Raw genomic sequence first — 15,558 nt, 5'->3', positions numbered from 1 at the left:
GGACGCTACGGCCCCAGGCGCTCCGCGTGCCAGCGCAGGTGGTCCTCGATGAAGGTCGCGATGAAGAAGTAGGAGTGGTCGTAGCCGTCCTGCATCCGCAGGGTGAGGGGCTGGCCGGCGCGCGCGCAGGCCTCCTCCAGGAGCCGGGGCTTGAGCTGGCTGTCCAGAAAGCCGTCGGCCGTGCCCTGGTCCACCAGCAGGTCGGGAAGGCGCGCGCCGCCCTCGATCAGCGCGCAGGCATCGTATTCGCGCCAGGCCGAGCGGTCGGGCCCGATGTAGTGCGTCAGGGCCTTCTCGCCCCAGGGGCAGTTCATGGGCGAGGCGATCGGCGCGAAGGCCGAGATGGCCTTGAAGCGTCCAGGATCGCGCAGCGCCAGGGTGAGTGCCCCGTGGCCGCCCATGGAATGGCCCGTGATGCCCTGGCGGGTCATGTCGGCCGGGAGAGCCTCGGCCACCAGACCCGGCAGCTCGCGCTCGAGATAGGAGCGCATGCGGTAGTTTCTGGCCCAGGGCGCCTCGGTGGCATCCAGGTAGAAGCCCGCGCCCAGGCCGAAATCGTAGGCGCCTTCGGGATCGTCGGGCACGCCCTCGCCCCGGGGGCTGGTGTCGGGCGCGATCAGGATCAGGCCGAGTTCCGCGGCGACCCGCTGCGCGCCCGCCTTCACGGTGAAGTTCTCCTCCGTGCAGGTGAGCCCGGAGAGGAACCACACCACCGGCACCTTGCCGGTCTCCGCCTGCGGCGGAACGAAGACGGCGAGCCGCATGGGCGTGCCGGTTTCCCGCGAATCGTGACGGTAGACGAACTGCGTGCCGCCGCAGCAGCGCGACTGCGAGACGGTCTCGAAACTCAACGAACCGGTCCCCATCAGTAGACGATGACCGAGCGGATCGACTTGCCCTCGTGCATGAGGTCGAAGGCGGTGTTGATCTCCTCGAGCGGCATGGTGTGGGTGATCAGGTCGTCGATGTTGATCTTGCCCTCCATGTACCAGTCGACGATCTTGGGCACGTCCGTGCGCCCGCGCGCGCCGCCGAAGGCCGTGCCCTTCCAGACGCGCCCGGTGACGAGCTGGAACGGCCTTGTGGCGATCTCCTTGCCGGCTTCCGCCACGCCGATGATGATGCTCTCGCCCCAGCCGCGGTGGCAGCATTCGAGCGCCTGGCGCATCACGTCCGTATTGCCCGTGGCGTCGAACGAGAAGTCCGCGCCGCCGCCGGTGAGATCGACGATCGCCTGCACGACCTTGTCGTTGCCCACTTCCTTCGGGTTGACGAAGTCGGTCATGCCGAACTTCTTCGCCATCTCGGCCTTGGCCGGGTTGATGTCGACGCCGATGATCCTGTCGGCCCCGACCATGCGGGCGCCCTGGATCACGTTGAGCCCGATGCCGCCTAAGCCGAACACCACCACGTTCGCGCCGGGCCACACCTTCGCGGTGTAGATCACCGCCCCGATGCCCGTCGTGACGCCGCAGCCGATGTAGCAGATCTTGTCGAAGGGCGCGTCCTCGCGCACCTTGGCCAGCGCGATCTCCGGCAGCACGGTGAAGTTGGCGAAGGTCGAGCAGCCCATGTAGTGGAACACGGTCTCGCCGTCGCAGCGGAAGCGCGAGGTGCCGTCGGGCATGACTCCCTGGCCCTGCGTGGCCCGGATGGCCGTGCACAGGTTGGTGCGGCGCGACAGGCAGGATTTGCAGTTGCGGCACTCGGGCGTGTAGAGCGGAATCACGTGGTCGCCGACTTTGAGCGTGGTGACGCCGGGCCCGACCTCGCGCACGATGCCCGCGCCCTCATGGCCGAGGATCGCCGGGAACTTGCCCTCCGAATCGAGGCCGGACAGCGTGTAGGCGTCGGTGTGGCACACGCCCGTCGCCATCACCTCCACGAGCACCTCGCCGGCCTTGGGACCCTCCAGGCGGATGGTTTCGACAGTGAGCGGCTTGCCAGCCTCCCACGCCACGGCGGCCCTGGTTTCCATGCTCTTGTCCTCGCTGTGATTCGGTGCCGGGACTATGTGAAGCCCCGTGAGGGAAGGTCAAGTGAAGCGGCTTCCCAGACCCGGCGCGAGGGCCTATGTCTGCATCACGCCCAAGAAGGAGCCCGTCGTGCCCGACATTCGCGCCGCCATCATCCCCGTGACGCCCTTCCAGCAGAACTGCACCCTGCTGTGGTGCGAGACAACCAAGAAGGCCGCGGTGGTCGATCCCGGCGGCGATGTCGGCCAGATCCGCGAGGCCATCGCGCAGACAGGCGTGAGCGTGGAGAAGATCATTCTCACGCACGGCCACATCGACCATGCGGGCGGCGCGGCCGAGCTGCGCGAGGCTCTCGGCGTTCCGGTCGAAGGCCCGCACGAGGCGGACCGCTTCCTGCTCGATAGGCTTGCGGAACAGGGGCAGGCCTATGGCTTTCCAGCCCGCGCGGTCACGCCGGACCGCTGGTTGAACGAAGGCGACACGGTCACCGTCGGCGATCTCACCCTCGACGTGCTGCATTGCCCCGGCCACTCGCCGGGAAGCGTCGTGCTCGTGTCGCCCAAGGAGCGCTTCGCCCTCGTGGGCGACGTCTTGTTCCAGGGCTCCGTCGGCCGCGTGGATCTTCCCGGCGGCGACGGCAAGGCGCTGATCGCCTCGATCAAGGACAAGCTGCTGCCGCTCGGCGACGACATCACGTTCATCTGCGGCCACGGTCCCATGAGCACCATCGGCCAGGAGCGGCAGACCAACCCGTTCCTGCAGGGCGAGGGATTGCTCTGACGCAGGATGGCTCGCGCGTCATCGTCCCCGCTCTCACGCCATCACCGGCACAAGGCCGGTGATCCCGGTTGATTGGAACGCCGAGCCCTTCCAACCGAGATGGCCGGGACAAGCCCGGCCATGACGTGGAGGTGGGTGTATCGGCCTCTCAGGATAAGGCTTTGCGTTCTGCGATCCTGGAAAGACAAAACGGCCCGGGATCGCTCCCGGGCCGCTTCCTGTTTGCCCCTACGGCTTTTGTTTATTCCGCAGCCTGGATCATCACGGCGCCCTTGAGGCCCATGCGGTCCGCCACGCCGAGGCCGTAGGCCTTGTCGGCGAGGTAGAAGTGCACGATCTGGCGCTTCACGATCGCCTCGGGCACGCCCTGCATGGCTTCCGCGATGTTGTCCATGAGCCGGTCCTGCTCGTCCGGCGTCATGAGGCGGAACAGGTCGCCCGGCTGCCGGTAATCGTCGTTGCCGGCGCGGTGATCGTAGCGGTCCGCATCGCCCGAGATCTTCAGCGGCGGCTCGGCGGCGCGCTGCGTCTGCACCGGACCGTTGAACGAGTTCGGCTCGTAATAGGCGTCGCCGCGGTTGGGGATGTCGAACAGCATCGAGCCGTCCGCATGGTAGTGATGGACCGGGCAGCGCGGACGGTTCACCGGCAGCGCCTCGTAGTGGGTGCCGACCCGGTAGCGGTGCGCGTCCGCATAGGCGAAGATGCGGCCCTGCAGCATCTTGTCCGGCGAGAAGCCGATGCCGGGCACGATGTTCGACGGCGAGAACGAGGATTGCTCCACTTCCGCGAAGTAGTGCTGGGCGTTCCGGTTGAGCTCGAGGATGCCGACCTCGATCAGCGGGTAATCCGCATGCGGCCACACCTTGGTGACGTCGAACGGATTGTAGGAGGTCTTCTCCGCGTCCGTCTCGGGCATGATCTGGACGCAGAACTTCCAGCGCGGGAAGTCGCCGCCCTCGATGGCCTCGTAGAGGTCGCGCTGGGCGCTCTCGCGGTCCTTGGCCACCACGGCCTCGGCCTCGCGGTTGGTCCAGGTCCTGATGCCCTGCATGGACTTGAAGTGGAACTTCACCCAGAAGCGCTCATCGGCCTCGTTGATGAACGAGTACGTGTGCGAGCCGAAGCCGTGCATGAAGCGGTAGCCCTGCGGCAGACCGCGGTCCGAGAACAGGATCGTGACCTGATGCAGGGTCTCGGGGCTGAGCGACCAGAAATCCCACATGGCGGTGGTCGAACGCAGGTTCGTGGCCGGATGGCGCTTCTGCGTGCGGATGAAGTCGGGGAACTTCACGGGATCGCGCACAAAGAACACCGGCGTGTTGTTGCCCACGATGTCCCAGTTGCCCTCGTCCGTGTAGAACTTCAGCGCGAAGCCGCGCACGTCGCGCTCGGCATCGGCCGCGCCGCGCTCGCCGGCGACCGTCGAGAAGCGCAGGAAGACTTCCGTCTGCTTGCCGATCTCGGAGAAGACCTTGGCCTTGGAATATTGCGTGATGTCGTTGGTGATCGTCAGGGTGCCGTAGGCGGCCGAGCCCTTGGCATGGACCACGCGCTCGGGAATGCGCTCCCGGTTCTGGTGCGCGAGCTTCTCGATCAGCTGGTAGTCCTGGAGGAGCAGCGGCCCGCGCGCCCCGGCCGACAGGCTGTTCTGGTTGTCGGCGATCGGCGCGCCGGCCGTGGTGGTCATGGTGGTTGGCTTCGTCATGGTCGTCCCTGTTGAATGCCGCGCACGATGCCGGGGAGTGGCGATAAGGTCCAATTGTATTGATTACAAATTGCGATCAGATATTCTTATCGCATGGTGACCTTGCGGCAGTTACGTTACTTCGAAGCCCTGGCTCGGATGAAGCATTTCGGCATGGCGGCCGATCAATGCTCGGTCACGCAGCCGGCGCTGTCCATGCAGATCAAGGAACTCGAGCGGGAGCTCGGCGTGGAGCTCGTCGAGCGCCGGGGCAACGCCATTGCGGTCACGCCGACCGGGCAGGAGATCGCATCCCGGGCCGAGGCGATCCTGAACCAGGTGCGCGAGCTCTCCGACTTCGCCCGCCAGAATCAGGGCGTCCTGACGGGTGCGCTGCGCCTCGGGATCATTCCGTCGATCGCCCCCTATCTGCTGCCCGCGATCCTGACCGAGGTGGCCCGGCACTACCCGGCCCTCGACCTCCAGATCCGCGAGACGCAGACCGGGGCGCTGGTCGAGGAGCTGGTGCGGGGCGATCTCGACGCGGCTCTTCTCGCGCTGCCGATTCAGCAGCCGCAGGTGGAGACCATGGCGCTGTTCGACGACCGCTTCCTGATCGCCGTTCAGAGCCAGGCCGCCCAGGGCTGGGCGGACAGCGACCTGCGCACCCGCATCGGCCAGGAGCGCCTGCTGCTCCTGGAAGAGGGGCACTGCCTCAGGGACCAGGCCCTGCAGTTCTGCCACATCGCCAACATGCAGGCCCGCAGGGCCCTCGGGGCGGCGTCGCTCACCACCATCATGCAGATGGTGGCGGCCGGCCACGGCATCACGCTTCTTCCCGAACTCTGCGCCCAGGCCGAGGTCGACCGGCAGCGAGTCGCGCTCATCGAATTTCCCGAGGACGCGCCCATGCGCACGGTGGGCTTGGCCTGGCGCCGCACCTCGACCCGGAAGAGCGATTTCATGGCCCTGGGCCACCTGATCCGGTCGATCAGGCAGCCGGATGCAGGACTGCCTGCCGAAGCAGGAGCGCCTGCTGAAGCAGGACCGCCTGTCGCTCCTTGATGCAAAGGGGCTGAGCGGATCTCAGCCCCTTGCCGATCAGCAGCCGGTGAGCTTCACGCGCTCCACCTCGAGGCCGAAGAGCGGGCGCAGGCGCGTGCCGAGGACGTTGCCCGCAAAGGCCGCCACGAGCCAGACCCAGCCGTGGAAGCTCCCGGACGCGATGCCCGAGAAATAGGCCCCGATGTTGCAGCCATAGGCGAGCCGCGCGCCGTAGCCGAGGAGCAGGCCGCCGACGACGGCCGCGACGGCGGAGCGTAGCGGGACCTTCCAGGTGGGCGCGAAGCGGCCGGCCAGGGAGGCGGCCAGGAGCGCCCCGAGGATGATGCCGAAATCCATCACGGTCGTGACGTCGTTGAAGATGCTGCTGTTGAGCGCGGCCCGGTTGGCCGGGCTCGACCAATAGGGCCAGCTCGCCACGTCGAACCCGATGGCGGCGGCGATCTTCGAGCCCCAGAGGGCGAAGGCCGAGGTCACGCCCCAGGGCCGGCCCGCGAGATAGAGCGTCACGAAGTTCAGGAGCGCCAGGGCGACCGCGCCCGCCACCAGGGGCCAGGGCCCGCGGGTGAAGCGGGCCAGGCCGTGGCGCGGGGAGGGGGCCGGCTGCACGAGCTGGCCGTGGCGGCGCTTCTCGAGGACCACGGTCACGGCCGCGATGAGCGCGAAGACCGCGAGCTGCACGGCCAGGGCCGTCCAGGGCCCCCAGGCCTTGACGATCGAGATTGCCGGCAGGCTCGGAAGCGCGGTCCACCAGTGCAGATGCGCGGCCCCGATGGCGGAGCCCGCGATGAAGGCCGCCAGGGTGATCAGCATGCGGGTGGAGCCGCCGCCGACCGTGTAGAGCGTGCCCGACGCGCAGCCGCCGCCCATCTGCATGCCGATGCCGAAGATGAAGGCGCCGAACACCACCCCGATCCCCGCCGGCGACACGTTGCCGGCGACGGGCTGGCCGAAGAGCGTGCCGGAGGCGAGCACGGGGAAGAACAGGATGGACGCGATGGCCAGCATCACCATCTGGGCCCTCAGGCCTTCGCCGCGCCGGTCCGCGATGAAGACGCGCCAGGCCGAGGTGAAGCCGAAGGCCGCGTGGTAGAGCACGAGCCCGAGCGCCGCGCCGAGCACGTAGAGCGCGGCCTGGCGCGGATTGATGACGGCGCCCAGGAGGGCCGCGCCGCCGAGGATGCCGGCTGCGGCCGCCAGGGAGGCCGGGGCGTTGATGGTCAAGCTTGCACGGTTTCCGACGGAAAGAGGCGAAGCCACGGCAGAGCTGGACATGGGCGCTCCTGAGCGTTCGTGAATGCGTTACGGATCGGGATCCCGGAGCTCGGCCAGAATCACACTCGCTCGTCGTCACCGGCCTCGTGCCGGTGATCCCGATGAAACGCGCTGCGCCTCACCGTGTCGGGATGGCCGAGACAAGCCCGGCCACGATGGGGGAGGGTTGTTCCTGGCCAACATCCCGGATCCCAAGAGCCCAACAATGTGGTTCGGTATAAAGAACGTCAAGGATTGTATTTTCTTTTTTAATCACATAAACTGTTTGTGAATATGATCCGTGAATTGTCAGGCCGATGGGTTTAAACCCGTTCTCCCATCCAACGACGACGTCTCGCAGCCCGCAGGGAGTGCCATGACCATCCAGCCCGACGTTCCCGCCGCCATCGGCAACACGCCCCTGATCAAGCTCCGCCATGCCTCCGAAGCGACCGGATGCACCATCCTGGGCAAGGCCGAGTTCATGAATCCCGGCCAGTCGGTGAAGGACCGGGCCGCCCTGTTCATCATTCAGGACGCGGTGAGGCGCGGGACCCTGCGTCCGGGCGGCGTCATCGTGGAAGGCACGGCCGGCAATACCGGCATCGGCCTGGCGCTGGTCGCCAACGCGCTCGGGTTCAGGACGGTGATCGTGATCCCGGACACGCAGAGCCAGGAGAAGAAGGACATGCTGCGGCTCGCGGGCGCCGAGCTCATCGAGGTCCCGGCCGTGCCCTATGCCAATCCCAACAACTACGTGAAGGTCTCGGGCCGTCTGGCCGAACGCCTCGCGGCGTCGGAGCCGAACGGGGCGATCTGGGCCAATCAGTTCGACAACGTGGCGAACCGGCAGGCGCATATCGAGACGACGGGGCCGGAGATCTGGGAGCAGACGTCCGGCAAGGTCGACGGCTTCATCTGCGCGGTCGGCACGGGCGGCACGCTGGCGGGCGTCGGCATGGCGCTGAAGGAGCGCAACCCGAACGTCCGGATCGGCCTTGCCGACCCGATGGGCGCGGCCCTCTACAGCTACTACACGACCGGCGAGCTCAAGGCCTCGGGGTCGTCCATCACGGAGGGCATCGGTCAGGGGCGCATCACGGCCAACCTGGTCGATGCGCCCATCGACGTGGCGTTCCAGATCCCCGACGAGGAGGCAGTGCCGATCGTCTTCGATCTGCTGCAACACGAGGGCCTGTGCCTGGGGGGATCGTCGGGCATCAACGTCGCGGGCGCCATTCGCCTCGCCCGGGAGCTCGGGCCCGGGCACACCATCGTGACCGTCCTGTGCGATTACGGCACGCGCTACCAGTCCAAGCTGTTCAACCCGGATTTCCTGCGCGGGAAGAACCTGCCCGTCCCGGCCTGGCTCGAGCGGCCGAGCGCGATCGATCCCGGGCTCGTGTAGACGCAAGCATCGTGGGACAGGCGCCGCGTCCGAGAGGCTTCGGCGGCGGCGCCTGACGCGGTCAGGCCGCCGAGGAGGTGGCGGTTTCCGAACCCGTCGGAGGCGTGGTGCTGGACGAGCCTTGCGACGAGCCGGTCTCGTCGGAGCGCTGCTGCGGCCGGCTGAGATTGGCCGGGGAGCGGTTGGTCGTGGCCGCCGTCGCCGCCGTGGCCATGGCGGGCTTCTGATTGACCGCGTGGAGGTCGGCCTGGATGCTCTCGATCAGGTCGGCCAGCCAGGTCTCGCCGTTCTGGACGCGCTCCCGAAGCGCCGACCGCGCGATGTCGAGCTTGGCGGAAATCTCCATGGTGGTGCGCGACGGCAGGCCGCTGAAATCCTGCTCGATGGCGGCGAGCTCGCGCACGAGCTCGTCGCGCAGCCCGCGCTGCTCGTCGGCCATGATCAGGGGCGAGTTCAGCATGCCGCGCAGGGCGGCCCATCGCAGGCCGAGGGCGCTGACCGATTGCGTTCCGTCGAGTCCTGAGAGGTGTTGGGATTCGGCCACGAGCATTTCCTTTTCGCGAGACTTGAGAATCGAGACGTCGCAGGAAGGAGCATGGTTGTGGCGTCAATCGGGCAGCCGCTTCCGAAAGGCCGCCCGGCCGCGTGCAATTTCGAGTATGGTTAGCGAATTCACCAGATAAAGAAATACAGTGTCAGGACCGCCCCGACCGCGATGACGAGCCAGCGGATGACGCTGGCCGGCAGGCGGCGCCCGAAGACCACGCCGAGATAGCCGCCGATCACCGAGGCTGCCCCGACGATGAGGGTTTCGGGCCAGCTCACGAGGCCGTTGGCGATGAACAGCACCACGGCCACGAGCTGGATCAGCGTCGAGCACAGGTGCTTGGCGGAATTGATCAGGTGGAAGTCGTCGCCTTCGGTGATGGCGAGGGCTGCCAGCATGACGATGCCCATGCCGGCGCCGAAGAAGCCGCCATAGGTCGCGACGCCCGTCTGGAACGCCAGGCCCGCCGCCCAGGCCTTCGTGGACGGGTGATGCCCTTCCTGCTTGCCGATCGCCCGGGCGAGCGCCACGATCTTCGGGCTCGCGGCGAAGAGCAGGGTGGCGAACAGCAGCAGCCACGGCACGAGCTGCCGGAAGGCGTCGTTGTTGGTGACCGTGAGGATGTAGGCGCCGATCACGCCGCCCACGAGGCTGACGATTCCCAGAGCCGCGAAGCGCCTCGCATTGCGGGCGAGTTCGCGCCGGTAGGCCCAGGCGCTCGAGAGATTGGCCGGCGTGACCGCAACCGCGCTGGTCGCGTTGGCGACCACGGGCGGCAGGCCCGCGGCTACGAGGGCCGAGAAGGTGAAGAAGGTGCCGCCGCCCGCGATGGCGTTGACGAGGCCGGCCGCAAGGCCCGAGGCGGCGAGGAGCGCCGCAGTCGATAGGTCCATGATGGTGATCTGACGGAGGTGCCAAGCAGGAGGGTTGAGGAGGCCCGGCCATAGCACGGCCGGCGCGCGCAAGCCCATTGGGCCAAGGTCTACACCGCCCGTCCGCGGGGCGATCAGCCCGCGCCGATCTGCTTGTAGAACACGGTGGTGTCGCAGAACCCGCCCTTCGGCCACAGGGCATAGTTCGGGATGACCCCGGACCGGGTCCAGCCGGCGCGCTCGTAGAGGCGCTCCGCGTCCCCGCCCGTCACCGTGTCGAGCACGAGCACGGTCTTGCCGGCCGCCCGGGCCGCGTCCTCGGCGGCCCGCATGAGGGCCGCGCCGACACCGCGCTTTCGCGCCGCGCTGTGGACGAGCATCTTGGCGATGTCGGCCCGGTGCGGCTGGTTCTCCGGCTGCCTGAGCACGACCTGCACGGTGCCGACGATCCGGGCGGACGCCCCGTCCTGGACGGATGCCCCGTCCCGGGCGACGAGCAGGATGCGCTCCCCGGCCGCGACCCCGTCGGCGACGCCCTGCCAGAAGGCGTCGGCCCTCTCCTGAGTCAGGGGCGACATGAAGCTCACCGAGGCGCCGCCCTCGACGCAATCGATCAGGACGGCCGACAGGGCGCCGATCTGCTCCCGGGCGTCCTGCGGGGAGAGCGACTGGATGGTGATCGGCGCGGTCATGGGGCTCCTCGGCGCGGGGGGGCGGATCCGGCGCGCCCGTCGGTGGCGAGCGCCACCACGTAGCGGGCGGGCCGGTCGGCATGGTTGCGGAAGATGGTCGGCCGGTCGAGGCGCATGGACAGGCAGTCGCCGGTGGCCAGATGGTGGGTTTCATCGCCCAGGGTCAGGTCGATCTCGCCCTCGATGATCCAGATCTGCTGGTGCACCGGGGCGGCGCGATGGCCCGTGTCGTAGGCGACGCGCGCGCCGGGCGGGAGAACCACCTCGACGAGCTCGATCGGCGAGACGAAGCCGGGCGCCGACAGGTTGCGGCGGGTGTAGCCGCTGTCCGGATCGCGCCAGACGCGCTGGTCGGCCCGGCGCGCGAGAGGCGACGCGTCGGCGCTGTCCTGCTCGGCGAAGAGGGACGCCAGGGTGACGCCGAGGCCTGCGGCCAGCCTGTCGAGCACGGCCGCCGTCGGGCTGCTCTCGCCGCGCTCGATCAGGGAGATCATGGACCGGCTCACCCCGGTGCGCTCGGCCAGGGCGTCCATGGTCAGGCCGTTCGCCGCGCGCAGGTTGCGCAGGCGCCCGGCGAGATGAGCGTTCAAGGCGGAGGTTTGATCCATCAAAATAGAATACTCGTCCAATATGTTGGAGTCAACCGTGAAGCTTAAGCCTCCGGCAAGCTCCCGTCGGTAGGACAGCCGTCGCGACGTGACGCGCGGCCGGCCCGAAAGCTGCGGTTTGCTGTGGATCATGCCCGGACGGTCCATTGCCCTCGGCAGAACAAAAGAAGATTTTCAGAGCATGTCGAACGTGATCCCTCTCGCTCCGCGCCTGAAGCAAGGACGGCCCGCTGCCGCGGAGGCCGAAGAGAGGGCCGCGCTCGCCGCCGACCTGATCGACCTGATCGATCGGGTGAGGGACCTGACCGAGCACGTGGCCGGCCTGCCGGGCCCGCCCCTGCAGATCCAGCAGACGGCCCAGCAGCTGCTCGACGCCGGCACCGCCCTCGAGCGGGCCGTCGATTCCCTCACCGAGGGCGGGGAGTGGGTGCCGTTCTAGCCCATCGGGCGGACCCGGCGGGTCCGCTTTCGGGATCCAATCGTCCGCCTGTCATGGCCGGGCCCGTCCCGGCTATCCCGATCCTGAAAGGCGCCGCGCCTTGCCGACGCGGGATCACCGGCACAAGGCCGGTGATGACGGGGAGAGGTGGGGCGCGCTCCGATAAGCCGGCATCGACGAGAGCGCCGGACGATGCTCTCAAGCCCTATTTCAGCGCCTCCAGCCGTTCTCCGGCCTGGGCGACCCCCATGGCGCGGGCGCGGGCATAGAGCTCCCGGGCCTTGGCGGCATCGCCCCGGATCCCCAGCACGCCCAGCCGGGTCAGCACGTTCGGATCGAAGGTCTCGGCCAGCACGAAGGCGGCCCGGGGATTGGCGCCGTCCAGGGCGCGCTCGAGAAGCAGGCGGGCGCCGCTCACATCGCCCTTATGGAAGAGTTCCTCCGCCCGCAGGATCAGGCGCTCGTCCGGCTTGGCGGGCTCAGGCGCGGTTCTGCCCGATCCTGCGGCGGGAACCTCCGCCTTTGCCGGAGGGGCGGCCGCGGCGCCGAGCGGCAGGGGCTCGATCCCGTCCGGCAGTGCCGCAACCACCACGCCGGGCGGCTGCTTCGGCGGCAAGGCCGAGGTGACGTCCAGCAGGGCCCGCCCGGTCTCCACCCATGACGGCCTCGCCTCCACGGCCGGCGGAGCCGGGGGAGCCTGAACGGGCGTCTCCTGCGGGGGCGTGACCAGGGGCGGCTCGGTTCCCGTGGCCGCGAGGCGCAACACCACCGGGGTGGCGCTCGGGCGACGGGGCTCCTGGAGCGCGTCCAGCTCCTCCGACGTGTCCAGCAGTTCCTGGGTCAGCATGTCGCTGCGCGTCCGGGCCCAGGCCAGGGCCTTCTCCAGCTCGGCGGTCCGGCGCGCCTCCGCGGCGGTCCTCTCGTCGCTGGCGGCCTGAAGGTCGCGCAGCTTCTTGTGGGCGCCGGCGAGCTCGCGCTCGACCCTGTCCCTCCGGTCCCGTTCCTGACGCAGAAGCGCGTCCCGCTCGGACGCGGTCGTGGCCACGGACGCCCGGTCCTGCTCCCGGGCCGCCTGCAGGGAGCGGACCTGCTCGCGAAGCCCGTCCGCCTCCTGCAGGGCGGCCTGGCTCTGCTCGCGCTCCCGCTGCAGGGCCTGCTGCATCTCGGAGGCGGCGAGCGCCTGGGTTCCCTGCTCCTGCTTCAGGCGCGCCTCGAGAGCGCCGTGCTCCTGCATGAGCCCCGTCAGGGATTGCGACACCGTGGTGCTGAAGGAGCGTTCCTGGTCCAGAGCCTGCTGCATGTCGACGAGGTTGACCGGAACCGGCCCAAGAGGAGCCGGACAGGATGGCGCGGCCGTCGGCGCGGCGGCTGCGGCCGGTTCCGGGGCCGGCTTCGCTTCGCCCCGGATGCCGAGACCCTGCAGGGTGGCGACGAGGTCCGGATTGTTCAGGTGGTCGACGAGGACGATCGCCAGGGTGCCGACCTCGATGGCCGCGTTGAGCCTGTCCTCGGCCTTCTTCCGGTCGCCGGTGCGGATGGAGGTTTCGAGCTCCGCCGCGAGCTGCCGCCGGTCCGGCGAGGTCAGGAGCAGCGGGAGGAGGGTCATGAGGTTGTCCGCTCCCTCCGCGGCCGGACCGGGGTTGTTCGGAAGGCCCTGTGCGGATGCGGGTCCGAGAAGAGCCGCGCTGATCAACGTGGTGGCCAGCAACTCGGCGGTGAACGATTTCAAATCAAATGTCTTGTGCCCAATCATGTCGGACCTCCTTGGGTGGCCGCCGGAGGCCGTGTGCCCGGCCTCCGGCTTCGGTCCTGCCTTGGTGTCTCAGCGCACCGGGCGGAACGTGGTCCCGGTTTCCGCACCAAACGATGCGCCGCTGAGGAATCGAGCATCGGGTCGATCCTGAAAGTGCCTTCCACTGTCAGGTCCGAGCTCAGTCCTGCCGGGTGACGCGCCGGGCGGATCGTTGCCGATCGCTCTGCCAGGCGAGGAATTCCCGGAACAGGACCTCGCGCTGCTCGGCCGAGACGTCGATGCCTCTGCCCTTCAGGAAGCTCTCGAAGCTCTGGCCCTGGGGCGAGGGCTTGCTCGCCGTGGCGGCCCGGTCGAGCCAGGCCTGGGCGGGCCTCACGCGCTCCCAGCCGGGCACGTCGGCCGCCAGGTTGACCTCCTTCCACTTCGGATGCCGGCCCGGCTGCAGGAACTCGTCGAACCGGGAGAAGAACGCGTCGACGAAGCGCTTGACGCGGTTGTAGCGGTCGGAGTTCTCGGGCCAGTTGAACACGGCCAGCAGGCTGCCGACCGCCAGGGTCTCGGCGGGTTTGTCCTTGTCGACGAGCTGCGGATAATCGGCGTTCGCGAAACGCGCCGGGAAGTAGCTTTCCGCGATCTCTCCCTCGAACGGAATCGAGAGAAGGTGGAAGCGGCCCTCGGTCTGGAACTCGGCGATCGCCCGGACCGGGCGTCCGGCCACGTAAACGGCCGCCTGGATGTCTCCCGACTTGAGCTTCGCATAGGACGAGGCCTGGTCGAAGGTGGTCATCTCGGGCTTGATCCCGAGCTTGTCGAAGATCAGCCGGGAGGTCAGGTTGGTGCCGCTGCCGGCCTTGTCGATGTTCACCTTCTTGCCGTCGAGCTGACGGATGTCGGTGATCTCCCGGTCGGCGATGATGTGGACCTCCTCGTTGTAGAGGCGGGTGATGAAGCGCAGGCGCCGCACCGCATCGTTCTGGAGGTTCTCCGCCTTCAGCTGCTCGCGCGCATCCATCTGCACGATCCCGATGTCGACCCCGCGCAGGAACATGATGTCGCGCAGGTTCTGCAGCGAGCCGCGCCCGATCATCGGCAGCACGCGCAGGTCCTCGCCGTCGAGCACGTTGGCGAGGTCGGCCGCGATGCGGATATAGGTGCCGTCCGCCCCGCCCGAGATCACCCCGAGGGTGCCCGCATTGGCGCGGGCCGGGTTGAATGCCGGCGCCGGCGGGGCAGGGGTCGGCTGGGCGGGCGCCGCGAGGGTGCCGGACGCGAGTGCGGCTGCCACCACGGCGGCCTGGAGAGAGAAATGGCGGAAAAATCTGCCAACGGGAGACCAGGTATTCACGCGACCCGACATTCTTCATCCTCCCCTGGATGAGCCTTGCGGCTGCTTGTCGATCCGATCGTTCTGTGCTCGTCCCTATCGATGAAAATATGCGTTAAGCAACGATGAAACAAAACGAAAGAAATCTCATCGTATGCTCCTTAATGGCTCGGTCAATTGAGCTTTGAGGACGGAGTAATACTCAATAAGTGCTATGAGATAATCAAAAAGAGATATGTTTTATCTTTATATTCCTTGAAGGGGCGGAAGTTCTCATCTGAGCCTCAGGGTTTACCCGGATTCCGCCTTGGAATTCCCGCAGATCCCGCGACCGCGCCCGGCCGCAAAATTGTGAGCGCCCGCCGGCTCCTTTAACGGTCCGTTAACCATAAACGGTCGAAATCATGGGGAATTAAAGGAATCTGTACTCCCGTGACCATTGCCGTTCGCAACCGTCCTTCTCTTCGCTTCCGTGGCAGGTCCTTCATGGCCCTGGTCCTCGCGCCCGAAGTGCCGCTGAGAGACTGGCTCGAAGATCTCGATGCCGTATCGGAACGTTCGCCCGGCTTCTTCACCGGGCGACCCATCATCGCCGACGTTTCGTCGCTGAAGCCCTCGAAGTCCGAGCTGAAGTTCCTCCTGGCCGCGTTCAAGATGCGCAACATCCGCATCATCGGCCTCGAAGGCGCGGCACCCGAGAACGTCGATGGCGACATGCCGCCGCCGATCGCCGGCGGCAAGCCGACGGGCGAGATCGACGTGCCGGATGCCGCCAGCGCGGCGGTCGCCGCCGCCGGCACGCCCTTCGCCGACGCGCCCGTGCCGGAGAAATCGCTGCTCATCGAAGGCTCCGTGCGGTCGGGACAATCGATCCTGCATCCCGAAGGCGACGTGACGGTGCTGGGCTCCGTCGCGTCCGGGTCGGAGATCGTCGCGGGCGGATCGATCCACGTCTACGGATCCCTGCGCGGCCGCGCCATCGCGGGCTGCACGGGCAACGGCCGCGCCCGTATTTTCTGCCGGAAGTTCGAAGCCGAATTGATTGCGATCGATGGGCTCTACAAGACCGCTGACGATCTGGGAGGCAAGTTCCTCGGTCAGCCTGTGCAAGTGAACCTGGATGGCGATTCGATCATCCTGAAAACAATGGATTGAG

15 protein-coding genes are annotated in these 15,558 nt (G+C 67.9%); 5 read left to right on the top strand and 10 right to left on the bottom strand.

The genetic code is table 11. The features are described 5' to 3' along the window. Nucleotides 1–5: 5 nt before the first annotated feature. Nucleotides 6–851: an S-formylglutathione hydrolase gene (gene fghA, locus HPT29_RS24310; protein WP_247654390.1), complete on the bottom strand. Its 846-nt coding sequence runs from the start codon at nucleotides 849–851 to the stop codon at nucleotides 6–8. A gap of 14 nt (nucleotides 852–865) precedes the next feature. Continuing rightward, nucleotides 866–1,978 (bottom strand): S-(hydroxymethyl)glutathione dehydrogenase/class III alcohol dehydrogenase, encoded by a 1,113-nt coding sequence (locus HPT29_RS24305; RefSeq protein WP_173946387.1) that lies wholly within the window; start codon nucleotides 1,976–1,978, stop codon nucleotides 866–868. A gap of 127 nt (nucleotides 1,979–2,105) precedes the next feature. On the opposite strand from HPT29_RS24305, the gene HPT29_RS24300 reads away from it, so the two are divergent. Next, on the top strand, nucleotides 2,106–2,756 hold the full coding sequence (locus tag HPT29_RS24300) for an MBL fold metallo-hydrolase (protein WP_285892610.1): 651 nt from the start codon (nucleotides 2,106–2,108) through the stop codon (nucleotides 2,754–2,756). 241 nt (nucleotides 2,757–2,997) lie between these two features. Here the strand turns inward: HPT29_RS24300 and HPT29_RS24295 are convergent, their stop codons facing one another. Continuing rightward, nucleotides 2,998–4,464, bottom strand: a complete 1,467-nt coding sequence (locus HPT29_RS24295; protein ID WP_173946386.1) for a catalase — start codon at nucleotides 4,462–4,464, stop codon at nucleotides 2,998–3,000. A 93-nt stretch (nucleotides 4,465–4,557) separates the two neighbouring features. Between HPT29_RS24295 and HPT29_RS24290 the strand changes: the two genes are divergently transcribed. After that, nucleotides 4,558–5,508 carry a hydrogen peroxide-inducible genes activator gene (locus HPT29_RS24290; protein ID WP_173946385.1) on the top strand — a complete coding sequence of 317 codons (951 nt, stop codon included), beginning with the start codon at nucleotides 4,558–4,560 and terminating at the stop codon, nucleotides 5,506–5,508. Between the two features lie 36 nt (nucleotides 5,509–5,544). Here HPT29_RS24290 and HPT29_RS24285 read toward each other — a convergent pair whose 3' ends face one another. Continuing rightward, complete coding sequence (locus tag HPT29_RS24285; protein WP_173946384.1) at nucleotides 5,545–6,780, bottom strand: YeeE/YedE family protein; 1,236 nt, start codon at nucleotides 6,778–6,780, stop codon at nucleotides 5,545–5,547. A gap of 355 nt (nucleotides 6,781–7,135) precedes the next feature. On the opposite strand from HPT29_RS24285, the gene HPT29_RS24280 reads away from it, so the two are divergent. Continuing rightward, the gene (locus HPT29_RS24280) at nucleotides 7,136–8,167 is read left to right on the top strand and encodes a cysteine synthase A (protein WP_173946383.1); all 1,032 of its coding nucleotides are present in this window, start codon (nucleotides 7,136–7,138) and stop codon (nucleotides 8,165–8,167) included. A 61-nt stretch (nucleotides 8,168–8,228) separates the two neighbouring features. On the opposite strand, the gene HPT29_RS24275 is transcribed toward HPT29_RS24280, so the two are convergent. The 4 genes from HPT29_RS24275 to HPT29_RS24260 form a co-directional block, all read right to left on the bottom strand. Beyond that, nucleotides 8,229–8,711, bottom strand: a complete 483-nt coding sequence (locus HPT29_RS24275) for a hypothetical protein (protein WP_173946382.1) — start codon at nucleotides 8,709–8,711, stop codon at nucleotides 8,229–8,231. A gap of 128 nt (nucleotides 8,712–8,839) precedes the next feature. Beyond that, nucleotides 8,840–9,607: a sulfite exporter TauE/SafE family protein gene (locus HPT29_RS24270; RefSeq protein ID WP_173946381.1), complete on the bottom strand. Its 768-nt coding sequence runs from the start codon at nucleotides 9,605–9,607 to the stop codon at nucleotides 8,840–8,842. 113 nt (nucleotides 9,608–9,720) lie between these two features. Then, entirely contained in the window at nucleotides 9,721–10,278 is a 558-nt protein-coding gene (locus HPT29_RS24265; protein ID WP_173946380.1) for a GNAT family N-acetyltransferase, read from the bottom strand. Further along, the gene (locus tag HPT29_RS24260; protein ID WP_173946379.1) at nucleotides 10,275–10,886 is read right to left on the bottom strand and encodes a helix-turn-helix domain-containing protein; all 612 of its coding nucleotides are present in this window, start codon (nucleotides 10,884–10,886) and stop codon (nucleotides 10,275–10,277) included. The genes HPT29_RS24265 and HPT29_RS24260 overlap by 4 nt, the downstream gene beginning before the upstream one ends. 181 nt (nucleotides 10,887–11,067) lie before the next feature. Between HPT29_RS24260 and HPT29_RS24255 the strand changes: the two genes are divergently transcribed. After that, the gene (locus HPT29_RS24255; protein ID WP_173946378.1) at nucleotides 11,068–11,325 is read left to right on the top strand and encodes a hypothetical protein; all 258 of its coding nucleotides are present in this window, start codon (nucleotides 11,068–11,070) and stop codon (nucleotides 11,323–11,325) included. 205 nt (nucleotides 11,326–11,530) lie between these two features. Here the strand turns inward: HPT29_RS24255 and HPT29_RS24250 are convergent, their stop codons facing one another. Both HPT29_RS24250 and HPT29_RS24245 read right to left on the bottom strand, forming a co-directional pair. Beyond that, entirely contained in the window at nucleotides 11,531–13,078 is a 1,548-nt protein-coding gene (locus tag HPT29_RS24250) for a hypothetical protein (RefSeq protein WP_173946377.1), read from the bottom strand. 178 nt (nucleotides 13,079–13,256) lie between these two features. Then, complete coding sequence (locus HPT29_RS24245; protein WP_173946376.1) at nucleotides 13,257–14,435, bottom strand: TAXI family TRAP transporter solute-binding subunit; 1,179 nt, start codon at nucleotides 14,433–14,435, stop codon at nucleotides 13,257–13,259. A gap of 453 nt (nucleotides 14,436–14,888) precedes the next feature. On the opposite strand from HPT29_RS24245, the gene minC reads away from it, so the two are divergent. Next, the gene (minC, locus tag HPT29_RS24240; protein WP_210271995.1) at nucleotides 14,889–15,557 is read left to right on the top strand and encodes a septum site-determining protein MinC; all 669 of its coding nucleotides are present in this window, start codon (nucleotides 14,889–14,891) and stop codon (nucleotides 15,555–15,557) included. Nucleotide 15,558: the final 1 nt, after the last annotated feature.

The organism is Microvirga terrae, assembly GCF_013307435.2.
Taxonomy (GTDB): Bacteria; Pseudomonadota; Alphaproteobacteria; order Rhizobiales; family Beijerinckiaceae; genus Microvirga; species Microvirga terrae.
The sequence above is the reverse complement of the archived record's forward strand: the minus strand, read 5'-3'. Positions and strand labels throughout refer to the sequence as shown.